This window comes from Rothia sp. HMSC067H10 (genome assembly GCF_001810635.1).
GTDB classification, from domain to species: domain Bacteria; phylum Actinomycetota; class Actinomycetes; order Actinomycetales; family Micrococcaceae; genus Rothia; species Rothia dentocariosa.
In genome coordinates this window covers 107,440-120,551 of record NZ_KV802311.1, presented here as the reverse complement: position 1 = coordinate 120,551, position 13,112 = coordinate 107,440, and the positions used below count along the sequence as shown (strand labels likewise).

The following is a 13,112-nucleotide window of genomic DNA, read 5'->3' as shown; positions in this document are numbered from 1 at the left end:
TGAGAGTCACATCATAAACTCTCATCACATTTTATGAAGAATCACACTTTGAGGAGTGGTATGACCGAGCAGACTCGAACCGTGCTTGAGGCTCCCCTCGCGGAGCTTGACCCTGAGGTCGCCGAAGCGCTCGATCTGGAACGTAAGCGCCAGCAAAACACCCTGGAAATGATCGCTTCCGAAAACTTCGTGCCGCGTGCCGTACTCCAGGGGCAGGGGTCAGTGCTGACCAATAAATATGCGGAAGGCTACCCGGGCCGCCGCTACTATGGTGGCTGCGAATTCGTCGATATCGTCGAAGAGCTGGCTATTAAACGGGTCAAGGAACTCTTCGGTGCCGAACACGCCAACGTACAGCCTCACTCCGGTGCCCAGGCGAATAACGCCGTCATGCACGCTCTGCTGACCCCCGGTGAGAAGATCATGGGTCTTTCGCTGGCTCACGGTGGGCACCTTTCGCACGGTATGAAACTGAACGTCTCGGGTAAGCTCTACGAGGTTGTTGCCTATGAGGTAGGCGAAGATGGTCGGATCGATATGGAACAGGTTCGGCAGCTCGCACTCGCTGAGCGTCCCAAGGTTATTATTGCCGGGTGGTCGGCGTACCCCCGTCAGCTGGATTTCGCGAAATTCCGTGAGATTGCCGATGAAGTTGGTGCCTACCTGTGGGTTGATATGGCCCATTTTGCCGGTCTGGTAGCGGCGGGTCTGCATCCCAACCCGGTACCGCACGCCCACGTGGTTTCCTCAACCGTGCACAAGACCTTAGGCGGACCCCGCTCCGGGTTTATCCTGTGCACCGAAGAGCTCAAGAAAAAGATCGACTCGGCCGTATTCCCCGGGCAGCAGGGCGGACCGCTCATGCACGTGATTGCCGCGAAAGCGACCGCGTTCAAGGTTGCCGCAACTGAAGAGTTCAAAGACCGTCAGAAGCGCACAATCGAGGGGGCGCGCATCTTGGCAGAGCGCCTGACTCACCAGGATATGCGCGATGCGGGAGTTTCCATCGCCACCGATGGTACCGACGTTCACCTGGTACTGGTCGATCTGCGCCACCACGAGCTCACCGGTAAAGAGGCTGAAGATCTGCTGCACGACGCGGGTATTACCGTTAACCGCAACGCGGTGCCGAACGACCCTCGCCCGCCGATGGTGACTTCCGGGCTGCGCATCGGTACCTCGGCGCTGGCGACCCGCGGTTTCGATGTCGAAGGCTTTACCGAGGTCGCCGATATTATCGCTTCGGTACTGTTGCCGCAGCACGATATCGCCGCCTTGCGCGAGCGTGTGAATAAGCTCTGCGATAAGTACCCGCTCTATGTGGGAAGTGAGAGCTGGTAAAACTTATGAAGACCCCGTTGTACGCTTCGTAAAGCGTCTGCGGGGTCTTTTGCCTATGTACATCTTTCACGGTTGAATCCGTGACGTGAAGAGAAAGGAAAACTGCTATGCCGCAGATTCTTGATGGTAAGGCAACCGCAGCCGCCATTAAATCCGAGCTGACTGAGCGCGTTGAGGCGCTCAAAGCACGGGGCATTACCCCCGGTTTGGGAACGGTACTCGTGGGGGATGACCCCGCCTCACACTCCTACGTGGGCGCTAAACACCGCGACTGCGCGGAGATCGGCATTAACTCGATCCGTGTGGATCTGCCTGCCGATATTACTCAGGAAGAGCTTGAAGCCGAGATTGATAAGCTCAATCACGACCCTGCCTGCACGAGCTATATTGTGCAGCTTCCCTTGCCCAAGCACCTGGATACTAACCGTATTTTGGAGAAGATTGCGCCTGAGAAGGACGCTGACGGCCTGCACCCCACTAACCTTGGCAAGCTGGTGCTGAACGTTTCGGAGCCGTTGGATTCGCCCCTGCCGTGCACCCCGAACGGTGTGATTGAGCTGGTGAAACGCCACGGTATCGACTGGAACGGTAAGAATGTGGTTGTGCTCGGTCGCGGTATTACCGTGGGTCGTCCTCTGGGGCTGCTGCTGACCCGCCGTGAGATCAACGCAACCGCGACCTTGGCGCATACCGGTACCCAGAACCTTGACGAGGTTCTGCGCCAGGCGGATGTTATTGTCGCCGCCGTGGGTGTGCCGCATGTGCTCAAAGCGGATCAGGTGAAGGACGGCGCAATTCTGCTGGATGTGGGAGTCTCCCGTGCCGAAGATCCCGAAACCGGCAAGAAGAAACTCTTCGGCGACGTTTCCCCCGAGGCGGCCGCGAAGGCATCTTGGGTGTCCCCGAACCCCGGCGGTGTGGGTCCCATGACCCGCGCAGAGCTACTGGTGAATGTCGTAGAGACCGCAGAACGTCAGGCAGCGAAGAACTAGCCTGGCCGTCAGCTCAACGTTCCATGCCGCAGCACGCGAGAGGGCTCTGAGGATAACCGCGCGCCATTGTGAAACACGCTAGGTACGACAATGCCCGGGTGCATATTGTTGTCGCACTCGGGCACTGTTATCGCACGTCTTATGCCTGCTGTGGAGTTTTTTACAGCAGCATCTCGTAAAAATAGGCATCCCCTTTATAGAGCGTCACGCTGTGCTCAACGGGTGAACCCTGCGAGGTATAGCTGGTGGTGGTCACCTTGAAAGCGGCGGCACCCACGGTTGGCAGATGATTGAAGGCTTCCGCATCTGCCTCGGTCATCAGGGTTGCTTCCATGCGCATCATGCCGTGTTCGATTGTGTATTCGCAATGGTCGTGAGGATCTTTGCGTGAACCGCCGGAGGACATCGCTTCAAGCAGGGATGTTGCAACCTCCGGGGCTAAATAGGCGAGCTCAAAACCGATAGGCTCGCCCTCAGCTAAGCGCAGACGCTTAACCAAAAGCACTGGAGAATCTATGGTGACACTCAAATGACGTGAAATTTCTTCTGTCGCCCCAACCCACTGGGTCGAAAGCATTCTGGTCGAAGCCTGCAGCCCGCGCCGCTCCATATCTTCAGCGAACGAGCATACCCGCGGAATATAGCTTCCCTGAGAACGATCGGCAACGTACGTTCCAGAACCCTGAACGTTATAGATAAGACCGCGCTCCAGCAGAGCCTTGATAGCGTTGCGCACCGTCTGACGGCTTACCTTGAACTTCTCCTGAATAGCGCGCTCAGTCGGGAGTTTATCTCCGGGAGAACCCGGAATCACATATTTTTGTTCCAGGTAGCGAATAACCTGCTCATATTTAGGGCCAGGAACCGGCGGAAGCATGGTGGGATCGTCGTGAAGGTCCTCAGCGTTCTCCATCATAGAACCACGTGCAGAAGCCTCGGGTGCCTCGTGGGAACCCGAGTTAGAGAAAGAACCTGAAAAGTTGAGTGAATGAGTCATCACAGATAGTTTACGCCTATCCGACCCTAAAAGCGTTGCACCACGTGTATGTCGAGGCATTTATCCTGGCATAATTGATGTTATGCACACACGCGAGCAACATTCTGTGACCACCGCCGACTCCGATAACGCCTCCGTGCGTAAAGCCATCGTTGGGTCCTGCATCGGCGTTGGGCTCCTTGTACTTCTTCTCGTTCTAGCAATTTTCAACGCCAACAGCGTGCTCGGTTGGATCCTGGCAGGCCTTATTCTCGGATGGCTGGCGCTCGCCGTCTACTTAGTGCGTATCGTACTGGTGTCCATCAAACAGGATCGTGCCGAACTTAGCCGCATCCACCGCGAAGAATTGGATGCGATGCTCGCCGATAAACTTGCCCACAGCTTTCAGATCGTGCTTGTGCAGTCCCGCGAAATTGCCAACTACCTCACGGACGACAGCGAAGAATCTCGCGCCATGATCGAGCGGGCTTTAGATACTATTAACACCACAGCGTCCAATGGGATGGGAATGGTCAACGACGAAATGAGGGGTGAAGAATGAGCCGCGCCGCTAAAACTCTGCGCGTCGCCAGCGTGAACGTCAACGGTATTCGTGCCGCCTACAGGAAAGATATGGCCACGTGGCTCGCTGGCCGCGACGTTGATATTCTCTGCCTGCAGGAGGTTCGTGCCCCCGATAAGATCGTGCGCGAACTTCTCAACGAAGACGACTGGAATATTCTGCACGCCGAAGCCGCCGCCAAAGGACGCGCCGGGGTATTGGTGGCAACCCGCAAGCACCCCAACGCGAACGGTGAACTGCTGAAAAACCAGCCTGTCGCCACCCGCTCCACGATCGGCGAAGACTATTTCGCGGACGCTGGCCGCTGGGTTGAGGCGGACTACACCCTGCCCACCGGCGAAACCCTGACCGTCGTAAGCGCCTACGTGCACTCCGGTGAGGTTGGAACGCCCCGCCAGGATGACAAGTACCGCTTTCTCGACCGCATGCTCGTGCGCCTGCCCGAACTCGCTCAGCACTCGGATCACGTGCTCATTGTGGGAGACCTCAACGTGGGGCACACCGAGCTCGACATTAAAAACTGGAAGGCAAACCAGAAACGCGCCGGTTTCCTGCCCGAAGAACGCGCATACTTCGATAAATTCTTCGGCGAAATCGGCTACGAGGACGTGGCGCGCAAACTCGCAGGTGAAGTGCCCGGGCCCTATACCTGGTGGTCCTACCGCGGCAAAGCTTTCGATAACGACGCCGGGTGGCGCATCGACTACCATATGGCTACCCCAGCGCTCGCCGCGAAAGCCGTGGAAGCGACGGTCGATCGTGCCGCCTCCTATGATGAACGGTTCAGCGATCACGCGCCGCTCGTCGTCGATTACCAGTTCTAGAATTCACCCGCCGATAAGATGCCGGATGCGCTGGCTAACCGGCCGCCCGCATCGTGCGCCCCTTGAAGAAAGTATCTATCATGTCTGACGAAAAGAAACAGGATAAATCACTCATTCCCAATGCGTCTTTGGATCGTGTGCGTGTCTACTCCGGTGCGCAGCCTTCCGCAGATTCGATGCATTTGGGCAACTATATTGGCGCGGTGAACAACTGGGTTGCCCTGCAGGAGGACCCCGCCAACGAGTGCCTGTTCTTTATCCCCGATATGCACGCTATTACCGTGCCCCAAGACCCACAGTCCCTGCGCGAACGCACCCGCCTGACCGCCGCCCAGTATATTGCCGCCGGTATTGACCCTGCGCGTTCCCCGTTCTTTGTGCAGTCGCAGGTGCCTGAGCACGCGCAGCTTGCCTGGGTACTGAACTGCTTCACGGGTTTTGGTGAGGCATCACGCATGACCCAGTTCAAGGACAAATCGCAGAAGCAGGGTGCTGATAACGCCTCGGTGGGGTTATTTACCTACCCGGTGCTGATGGCGGCGGATATTCTGCTGTATCAGGTCGATGGCGTACCGGTGGGCGAGGATCAGCGCCAGCACCTAGAGCTTACCCGCAACCTGGCGCAACGGTTCAACTCGCGCTTTGGCGAAACCTTCGTGGTGCCCGAACCCATTATTATGAAGGAAACCGCCAAGATTTATGATTTGCAGGAGCCGACCTCGAAGATGTCGAAATCTGCCACCTCCGATAAGGGGCTTATCAAACTTTTGGATGAGCCGAAGGCGACTGTGAAGAAGATTAAGTCTGCCGTGACTGACGACGGCTCCATTATTGCTTATGATCGTGAGGCGAAACCTGGCGTCTCTAATCTGCTCTCGATCTATTCCGCGATGACTGGTGAGAGCATCGACTCTCTCGTCAAACGTTATGAGGGTAAGATGTACGGTCATCTCAAGGTTGATTTGGCGGATGTTGTGGTCGAGAAACTTTCGCCCCTGCGTGAGCGTACCCTAGAGCTTATGGCGGACCCCGCCGAGCTTGACCGCTTGCTGGCATTGGGCGCTCAGAAAGCTCGTGAAATAGCGACTGTTACTATCGAGAATGTCTACGATAAAGTGGGTTTTTTGCCCGCACAGCGCGGCTAGACCGAAGGAGGTACGCTGTGACTGTTAAGAACACCTGCGAGAATCTATCACACACTGAGGAATCGCCCACTCTTCACCCCGGGCAGCGTTATTTGAGTCTGATCGCCCACGTGAACGGACCGTTGGGGCAGCGTCTTGTGGACTGGAAGAAGAGAACCGGCATGACTCTTCCCACTGATTTGAGTAATCATGTGACTGTGTATGTTAGTGAGCTGACCGAGCAGAACGAGAACGACTGGCGTTCGGATGCGCTGGCGCATTCACTCGCCGCAATTGGCGCGGTGCAGGCGCGCGCTGGGGGAGTGTGCACCTTCCGCCCAAACTCTGAGATCGAGTATCTGGACGTTATCTTAGGCGCCGATACTTTTGCCGAACTTCATGGCGCGTGCGTGCAGGAGTTAGGGCAGTGGGCATCGCCTTTCCCTTACGTTCCGCATATCACCTTGGGGCGTTCTTTGACGCCGGATCAGGTGCGGCAGGCGCATCGGATTTTCGATAATTTACCAGAACAAGAACGTTCGTTCACGGTAGATACTCTGCACGTATATGCCTATGATGGCGCGGATTGGGAACCTCTGGGAGCACTATCTCTTCAGTCTTAGCTGCGCCCCACAATCTTAAATATATATACCTAGCAGAGCAAGCCCCGATACCTAAACCGGTATCGGGGCTTGGGATCGCTAACTTCTTCCTAGTGGGAGTCCGCAGTTACGGGTGCCGCATTCGCTGAAGAGACACCGCTGAGTTCATTAGGAACCTGCGGCAGGTCGATGCTCATGAGGGTCTTTGGATGAGAAGCGTCCGAGAGTGATACCGCATGAAGCTTCTTCGTCTCAGGGTCGGTCACGTAGGCGGTTTTACCGTCTACCCACAATGCCGGGCGAGGATCCTGCCAGGTTTCTGACTCGGTCCACGTATTCATTAGCTGTACAGACCCAAGCTCGGTGCCGTTTGCCGGGTCATAGATACGCAGCTTACCGTCCGTGGTGAGCAGCAGAGCCTCACCGTTAGGTCCGCGGCCCATGGAGCGGAAGGTGTAGCTGACTCCTTTGGGGAGTGAGTATACCTCTCGCGTGCGGGCGACCGTATCAATGATGGCAAACTTCTCGGGGCGCTCAAGCTTGGCGTCCTTATCCGTCTTATAATCCGCCAGAACGTAAGGGGAGTCTGCCGTTCCTGCCTGGTTGCCCGAGCGTGAGTAGGGATCTTGGGGGTTTGTCACCTTCGTGAAAGTGCCATCCCGGTAGATGAGTACGCCGTCGGTGCATCCGATCGTGAAGGTATTATCCCGCGCGATAGCTTCGCCGTGTACACCGGGGCATTCCTTGTTCTCTGTTATGGTCTTACCGTTAGCGTCTACCACGGCTGCGCCCGTGCGGGTTTTGGAATCCCCGACTGCTACGAGGTACTGGTCATTCGGCAGGGGGATAGCGAATCCGTGGTGAGGATTGGGGAGCTTAACCTGCTTGGTTTCAAGGTTAGTTGCCGTGCGTTTATTGGATACCAGGTTTGCGGGGTCGTATACGTCGAAGGTACCGGTACCGTCTGCGAATGCCGCAACCTTACCGTTATCGGCAATAACATGCCCGGTATGGTCGGCCTGAAGTGAGAGTGTCGAGAGGCTGGGAGCGGTGGTGTAGTAGTGCGAGTGGTCACCATGTGCTACCGACCATGCGCCGGTGTCGAGGAAGGTGTAGCTGGATCCGTCGGCTACGATCAGATGGCGGTTATCACCCGCATCGTTCAGGCGCAGGAAACCATCTTTGTGAATATCCTGCAGAAGCTTCATATCTTTACCGTCGTACACCATCACTCCGCCGTCATAAGTGATGGCGAGGCGGGTTGACGGGCCTTTGCCTTCAACGATGGGAGACTGCGAGGCGCTTGCGTTTGAATCCCCTGAGGATGCTCCTGCGGAAGGCTCTGAGGAGCCTGCAGAGGATGTGCCGCCCGCGCATCCTGCAAGGAGCAGGGAGGATACGAGACCGAGTGAACTTAGTGACATCAAAAATGATTTTCGTGTGTTGGACATACACAGAGACTATCACACATGAGAATCATTATTGAATTAGTAAGAGCCGGGATATAAATAATGGGTGGATCAGCATGAATATCATGCCGATCCACCCGATGAGTGAGTGTTGAGAATGTTATAAACGCCATACGACGTGGTTATTTAAACGATGGCCGCTTTTAGAGAAGATCAGCCAAGCCGCGATCTTTGAGCTCGGTAACTGTGTCTTTCACGGCCTGAGCCCGCTCACGCGGTGCGACGAGGAGCGCATCGGGGGTATCAACCACCACGATATCGTCAAGGCCAATCACCGAGATCTTGCGGTTGCTGTTCGCGACAACAATGCCGCTGCAGCCTTGATTGATCACATTGTCTTCGTCACCGAGAATTGTGAGGCCTTCACCATGCTTCTCTTGGTTAAGACGGGCGACGGCATCAAAATCTCCCACATCGTCCCAGCTGAAGGAGCCGGGGACCATCGCAACATCGCCAGCAGCAGCGGCAGGTTCAGCAACGGCGTAGTCGATTGCGGTCTTGGGAAGAGTTCCCCAAGTCTGTTCCATAATGCTCTCACGCTCGGGAGTGTCCCAAGCCTTGGCGATCTTCATAACCCCGGCGTAAAGCTCGGGCTCGTTCTTTTCAAGATGCTGCAGCATCAGGGATACGGGTGCCACGAACATGCCGGCGTTCCAGGTGTAGTCCCCGGAGTCTAGGTATTTTTGAGCGGTTTCGCTATCGGGTTTTTCAACAAAAGACTCGACCGCAAGGGCATTCGGTGCGTGAGCAAGCCCCAATGGAGTGCACGCTCTAATATATCCGAACGCACTCGACGGCTCGGTGGGGGTAATGCCGATAGTGACAATCTTTCCTGAAGCTGCCGTGATAACCGCCTCGGTCACCACGCGCTGAAATTCATCAACGGGGTTGATGACGTGATCAGCGGCAAAGGAGCCAATAATCGCATCCGGTTCACGCTCGTAAATAATAGCGCACGCTAAACCAATAGCGGCTGCAGAATCCTTCGGGGAGGGCTCCAAGACGAGGTCGGAGGCTCGTAATTCGGGAATCTGCTGGGTTACAGCGTTGGCATGAGAAGTGCCGGTCACGACCATCACGGAGCCGTTGCTCAAATCAATGAGACGGTCGTAAGTATCACGCAAGAGCGATTTACCTGAGTCTGTGAGGTCGAGAAGGAACTTCGGCGCCTGAGCACGCGAAAGCGGCCACAAACGCGAACCAACACCGCCAGCTGGAATAAGCGGGCGGAAACGGGTTAATGCAGTATTCATCAGTTCCAGAATACCGGGGGCTTTTGTAATATGCCGAATTCTTAGAGTGATTTCCAGGAAAGTCTCAGATAAAAAATATCAAGAGATGCATCACATTAGGTAAAGATTAGTTCCGCATGAAATCAGCCCACGGAGGGGTATCGCAAAATAACTATTTCGTAATTAACCTTGTAGTTTCCTGTAAATAGAGCGACGAGGTGTCAATAAGCCTGTGAATTACCTGGTATCTTGAAACTAACAATATGAAATCACAGGAGTTGCTGAGCGCGCTTCCCGCCGAGGTTAAACACACAGACCCCGACGTCGTCTCAGCGGCGACAGGAGGTTATTCAGTGCTGAATAGTTCAAAGGGGACCCTGTACCGCGGCCGATGGGGCATGTGGTCTTGGGTCGCTCATCGTGTGACAGGTATCGCTATATTCTTCTTCCTACTGGTTCACGTACTTGATACCGCCGTTGTCCGTATCTCTCCCGAGGCATACAATAGCGTTCTCGGTCTCTACAAAAACCCCGTGATGGGTCTGGGAGAGACCGCGCTCGTGGCAGCTATCGTGTACCACGCCTTCAACGGTATTCGCATTATTCTTATCGACTTCTGGGGAACAGCTACTAACGCCAAAGTCGAGCACGTGATGAGCAAAGGCAAAGACGGTTCTCCCGAAATCAACCAGAAGGCTACCTATGCGCACATTAAGATTCTGTGGGTTGTTCTGTTCCTGTGGGCGATTACCGTTGCAGGATTCGCGGCTCGTCACCTGCCGATCGTATTCTCACACCTTGGAGGTCACTAAGCCATGTCTACTCCACTCAAATCACGTGTTTCGGTTCCTCGCCTGCGCGATAACAAGATTGATGGTGTGAAATATAACCGTTCCTCCAGCAAGCGCAACAATTTTGAAATGTTCGCCTGGCTGGGGATGCGCCTCTCCGGTGTTGTGCTGGTGGTGCTGATTTTCGGGCACCTCTTCGTGAACCTCATGGTGGGGGACGGCATTCACGCGATCGACTTCGGTTTCGTGGGCGGTAAATGGGCAAACCCCTTCTGGCAAATCTGGGATCTGCTGCTGCTGTGGCTGGCTATGCTCCACGGCACCAACGGCATCCGCGTGGTCATTGACGATTACGCCGAAAAGGATCGTGTGCGTGTGTGGCTGAAGATTATCCTCTTCGCAGCATCAGCTTTTGTGCTGCTGGTCGGAACTCTCACGATCTTCGCTTTCGATCCCTGCCCCTCAGGCGCGGCGGCTAATCTGCTGCCTAGCTTCTGCCCGGCCCACTAAGGGTAAAACACTAAAGATTTTTGACATACGAGAGAGAGCATCATGCAGGTACATAAGTACGATGTAGTGATTGTTGGCGCTGGCGGCGCAGGTATGCGTGCCGCTATTGAGGCGGGGCAGCGCGTACGAACCGCGGTGCTGACGAAGCTATACCCCACCCGCTCGCACACCGGTGCGGCACAGGGCGGTATGTGCGCCGCCTTAGCTAACGTTGAGGAAGACAACTGGGAGTGGCATACCTTTGACACCGTCAAGGGCGGCGACTACCTTGTCGATCAGGATGCGGCAGAGATTATGGCGAAAGAAGCCATTGACGCCGTGCTCGACCTTGAAAAAATGGGTCTTCCCTTCAACCGTACCCCCGAGGGGCGCATCGACCAGCGTCGTTTTGGCGGGCATACCCGCGATCACGGTAAAGCCGCCGTGCGTCGCGCATGCTACGCTGCCGACCGCACGGGCCACATGATTCTGCAGACCCTCTATCAAAACTGTGTGCGTCACAATGTCGAGTTCTACAACGAGTTCTACGTGCTCGACCTCATTATGTCAGAAGACGAAAACGGCAACCCCCGACCTGCAGGTGTTGTCTCCTACGACCTGGCAACCGGCGAAGTACACGTTTTCCAATCGAAATCCGTGATTTTCGCATCCGGCGGATGCGGCAAGATTTTCAAAACTACCTCAAACGCGCACACCCTTACGGGTGATGGCATGGCAATCGCCTTGCGTGCAGGTCTTCCCCTAGAGGATATGGAATTCGTGCAGTTCCACCCGACCGGCCTTGCGGGCCTGGGTATTCTCGTGACCGAGGGTGCCCGCGGTGAGGGCGGTATTCTGCGTAACTCCGAGGGCGAGCGTTTCATGGAACGTTACGCACCGACCATTAAGGACCTAGCCCCCCGCGATATCGTGGCTCGTGCAATGGCGAACGAGGTGCGTGAAGGTCGCGGCTGCGGACCGCATAAAGACTATGTGCTCCTAGACCTCACTCACCTCGAACCCGCGCATATCGACGAGAAACTGCCGGATATTACCGAATTCGCGCGTACCTATCTGGCAGTTGAGCCGCACCACCAGCCTATTCCGGTGTTCCCCACCGCGCACTATGCGATGGGCGGTATTCCCACGAACAACGATACCGAGGTGTACCGCAACAGCGAAGAGACTATTCCAGGACTATACGCAGCCGGTGAGGTAGCCTGCGTGTCGGTACACGGTGCAAACCGTTTGGGAACCAACTCACTTCTGGACATTAACGTGTTTGGTAAGCGTGCTGGCCGCCGCGCCGCAGAATACGCCGCATCCGCAGATTTCGTGCCTGTTCCGGACGACGCTGCCGATCGCACTCTCGCGATGCTCAATAGTATTCGTGACGGGCAGGGCACCGAAAAGGTTGGCGCTATCCGCACCGAGCTGCAGCGTGTGATGGAAGCCGATATGCAGGTGTTCCGTACCGAAGAAACCATTCGCAAGGCTCTCTCCGCCATTGACGAACTCGAAAAGCGCTACGCAAATATCTCGATTCAGGATAAAGGCAAGCGCTTCAACCTTGACCTGTTGGAGGCCGTTGAGCTCGGCTTCCTGCTACAGCTTGCCAAGGTGATGTCGGTGGGCGCACTGCACCGCCAGGAATCCCGAGGTGGTCACTACCGTGAGGACTTCCCGAAGCGCGACGACGTGAACTTCATGAAGCACTCGATGGTTTATCTAGATCCCGAGTCTGAGTTTGAGGGTGTGCAGGGTCTGCGTTTTGATACCAAGCCCGTTGTCTACACTCGCTACGAACCCAAGGAGCGTAAGTACTAAAATGGCTGAACACGAAACTCCCGAACCGGAATCGGTCAAGCTCTTTGAAGGTATGTCCGGTTCAGACTCCGGGAACATCCCCACCTATGACGTGACGATTCGCGTGCGCCGTTACAACCCCGAAGTATCGGATAAAGCATACTGGGATGACTTCAACCTGACCATGTACCGCACCGACCGCGTGCTGGATGCATTGCATAAGATCAAGTGGGAGCTCGACGGCTCGGTCTCATTCCGTCGTTCCTGCGCACACGGTATCTGCGGGTCGGATGCGATGCGCATTAACGGACGTAACCGCCTAGCGTGCAAGACCCTGCTCAAGGATTTGGACATTACCAAGCCCATTATCGTTGAGCCGATTAAGGGTCTTCCCTGCGAAAAGGACCTGATTGTCGATATGGAGCCTTTCTTCCAGGCGTACCGCGAGATCATGCCCTTCTTCATCAATGACTCGAATGAACCGGAACGTGAGCGTCTGCAGTCTGCGGAAGAACGCGCCCGATTCGACGACACCACAAAGTGTATTCTGTGCGCGGCTTGTACCTCCTCTTGCCCCGTTTTCTGGACGGACGGTCAGTACTTCGGTCCTTCTGCCATCGTGAATGCGCATCGTTTTATCTTCGATTCGCGCGATGACGCTGGGGATCTGCGTTTGGAAATCCTCAACGATAAAGAAGGTGTGTGGCGCTGCCGCACAACCTTCAACTGCACCGAGGCTTGCCCGCGTGGCATTCAGATCACTAAGGCTATTGCCGAGGTCAAGCAGGCTATTTTGGCGCGAGCCCTCTAAGCCTGGCGACTGGAGAACTCGTAGAGACACAAAATATGCGGTGTGGGCGCAAGATTGGTGACGCCCACACCG

The 13,112-nt window shown here is 55.7% G+C and carries 13 protein-coding genes; 10 read left to right on the top strand and 3 right to left on the bottom strand.

The annotated features are described in order from the left end of the window. The first annotated feature begins 60 nt into the window (after positions 1-60). The gene (gene glyA / locus HMPREF2756_RS05100; protein ID WP_070618975.1) at positions 61-1,341 is read left to right on the top strand and encodes a serine hydroxymethyltransferase; all 1,281 of its coding nucleotides are present in this window, start codon (positions 61-63) and stop codon (positions 1,339-1,341) included. A 107-nt stretch (positions 1,342-1,448) separates the two neighbouring features. After that, positions 1,449-2,333 carry a bifunctional methylenetetrahydrofolate dehydrogenase/methenyltetrahydrofolate cyclohydrolase gene (locus HMPREF2756_RS05095; RefSeq protein ID WP_013398553.1) on the top strand — a complete coding sequence of 295 codons (885 nt, stop codon included), beginning with the start codon at positions 1,449-1,451 and terminating at the stop codon, positions 2,331-2,333. A 160-nt stretch (positions 2,334-2,493) separates the two neighbouring features. Here HMPREF2756_RS05095 and HMPREF2756_RS05090 read toward each other — a convergent pair whose 3' ends face one another. Then, positions 2,494-3,330 (bottom strand): GntR family transcriptional regulator, encoded by an 837-nt coding sequence (locus HMPREF2756_RS05090; protein ID WP_246825852.1) that lies wholly within the window; start codon positions 3,328-3,330, stop codon positions 2,494-2,496. A 106-nt stretch (positions 3,331-3,436) separates the two neighbouring features. On the opposite strand from HMPREF2756_RS05090, the gene HMPREF2756_RS05085 reads away from it, so the two are divergent. From HMPREF2756_RS05085 to HMPREF2756_RS05070, 4 genes are all read left to right on the top strand, one after another. Then, complete coding sequence (locus tag HMPREF2756_RS05085) at positions 3,437-3,871, top strand: hypothetical protein (protein WP_246825849.1); 435 nt, start codon at positions 3,437-3,439, stop codon at positions 3,869-3,871. After that, complete coding sequence (locus HMPREF2756_RS05080) at positions 3,868-4,716, top strand: exodeoxyribonuclease III (protein WP_013398556.1); 849 nt, start codon at positions 3,868-3,870, stop codon at positions 4,714-4,716. Before HMPREF2756_RS05085 ends, HMPREF2756_RS05080 begins: the two co-directional genes overlap by 4 nt. A gap of 80 nt (positions 4,717-4,796) precedes the next feature. Continuing rightward, positions 4,797-5,861 carry a tryptophan--tRNA ligase gene (gene trpS, locus HMPREF2756_RS05075; RefSeq protein WP_070618964.1) on the top strand — a complete coding sequence of 355 codons (1,065 nt, stop codon included), beginning with the start codon at positions 4,797-4,799 and terminating at the stop codon, positions 5,859-5,861. A 17-nt stretch (positions 5,862-5,878) separates the two neighbouring features. Continuing rightward, positions 5,879-6,463 carry a 2'-5' RNA ligase family protein gene (locus tag HMPREF2756_RS05070; RefSeq protein WP_070618961.1) on the top strand — a complete coding sequence of 195 codons (585 nt, stop codon included), beginning with the start codon at positions 5,879-5,881 and terminating at the stop codon, positions 6,461-6,463. Positions 6,464-6,552: 89 nt separating this feature from the next. Here HMPREF2756_RS05070 and HMPREF2756_RS05065 read toward each other — a convergent pair whose 3' ends face one another. Both HMPREF2756_RS05065 and HMPREF2756_RS05060 read right to left on the bottom strand, forming a co-directional pair. Further along, positions 6,553-7,866, bottom strand: coding sequence for a hypothetical protein (locus tag HMPREF2756_RS05065; protein ID WP_371440701.1), 1,314 nt, complete (start codon positions 7,864-7,866; stop codon positions 6,553-6,555). Positions 7,867-8,054: 188 nt separating this feature from the next. Next, on the bottom strand, positions 8,055-9,164 hold the full coding sequence (locus tag HMPREF2756_RS05060) for a mannose-1-phosphate guanylyltransferase (RefSeq protein ID WP_070618956.1): 1,110 nt from the start codon (positions 9,162-9,164) through the stop codon (positions 8,055-8,057). A gap of 332 nt (positions 9,165-9,496) precedes the next feature. Here HMPREF2756_RS05060 and sdhC point away from each other — a divergent pair, with 332 nt between their 5' ends. Genes sdhC through HMPREF2756_RS05040 form a run of 4 tightly spaced genes read left to right on the top strand, consistent with a single transcriptional unit; the run spans position 9,497 to position 13,040 of the window. After that, entirely contained in the window at positions 9,497-9,955 is a 459-nt protein-coding gene (gene sdhC / locus HMPREF2756_RS05055) for a succinate dehydrogenase, cytochrome b556 subunit (protein ID WP_080972594.1), read from the top strand. A gap of 3 nt (positions 9,956-9,958) precedes the next feature. Further along, entirely contained in the window at positions 9,959-10,444 is a 486-nt protein-coding gene (locus tag HMPREF2756_RS05050; protein ID WP_013398562.1) for a succinate dehydrogenase hydrophobic membrane anchor subunit, read from the top strand. Between the two features lie 42 nt (positions 10,445-10,486). After that, entirely contained in the window at positions 10,487-12,250 is a 1,764-nt protein-coding gene (gene sdhA, locus HMPREF2756_RS05045; RefSeq protein WP_070618953.1) for a succinate dehydrogenase flavoprotein subunit, read from the top strand. Position 12,251: 1 nt separating this feature from the next. After that, positions 12,252-13,040, top strand: coding sequence for a succinate dehydrogenase iron-sulfur subunit (locus HMPREF2756_RS05040; RefSeq protein ID WP_013398564.1), 789 nt, complete (start codon positions 12,252-12,254; stop codon positions 13,038-13,040). Positions 13,041-13,112 lie beyond the last annotated feature (72 nt).

What these genes read in the sequence shown, in the direction of transcription:
- HMPREF2756_RS05065 (WP_371440701.1), bottom strand. Translation starts at nt 7,866, where the DNA reads ATGTCACTAAGTTCACTCGGTCTCGTATCCTCCCTGCTCCTTGCAGGA.
- HMPREF2756_RS05050 (WP_013398562.1), top strand. Translation starts at nt 9,959, where the DNA reads ATGTCTACTCCACTCAAATCACGTGTTTCGGTTCCTCGCCTGCGCGAT.
- HMPREF2756_RS05095 (WP_013398553.1), top strand. Translation starts at nt 1,449, where the DNA reads ATGCCGCAGATTCTTGATGGTAAGGCAACCGCAGCCGCCATTAAATCC.
- HMPREF2756_RS05040 (WP_013398564.1), top strand. Translation starts at nt 12,252, where the DNA reads ATGGCTGAACACGAAACTCCCGAACCGGAATCGGTCAAGCTCTTTGAA.
- glyA (WP_070618975.1), top strand. Translation starts at nt 61, where the DNA reads ATGACCGAGCAGACTCGAACCGTGCTTGAGGCTCCCCTCGCGGAGCTT.
- trpS (WP_070618964.1), top strand. Translation starts at nt 4,797, where the DNA reads ATGTCTGACGAAAAGAAACAGGATAAATCACTCATTCCCAATGCGTCT.
- sdhA (WP_070618953.1), top strand. Translation starts at nt 10,487, where the DNA reads ATGCAGGTACATAAGTACGATGTAGTGATTGTTGGCGCTGGCGGCGCA.
- HMPREF2756_RS05080 (WP_013398556.1), top strand. Translation starts at nt 3,868, where the DNA reads ATGAGCCGCGCCGCTAAAACTCTGCGCGTCGCCAGCGTGAACGTCAAC.
- HMPREF2756_RS05090 (WP_246825852.1), bottom strand. Translation starts at nt 3,330, where the DNA reads ATGACTCATTCACTCAACTTTTCAGGTTCTTTCTCTAACTCGGGTTCC.
- HMPREF2756_RS05060 (WP_070618956.1), bottom strand. Translation starts at nt 9,164, where the DNA reads ATGAATACTGCATTAACCCGTTTCCGCCCGCTTATTCCAGCTGGCGGT.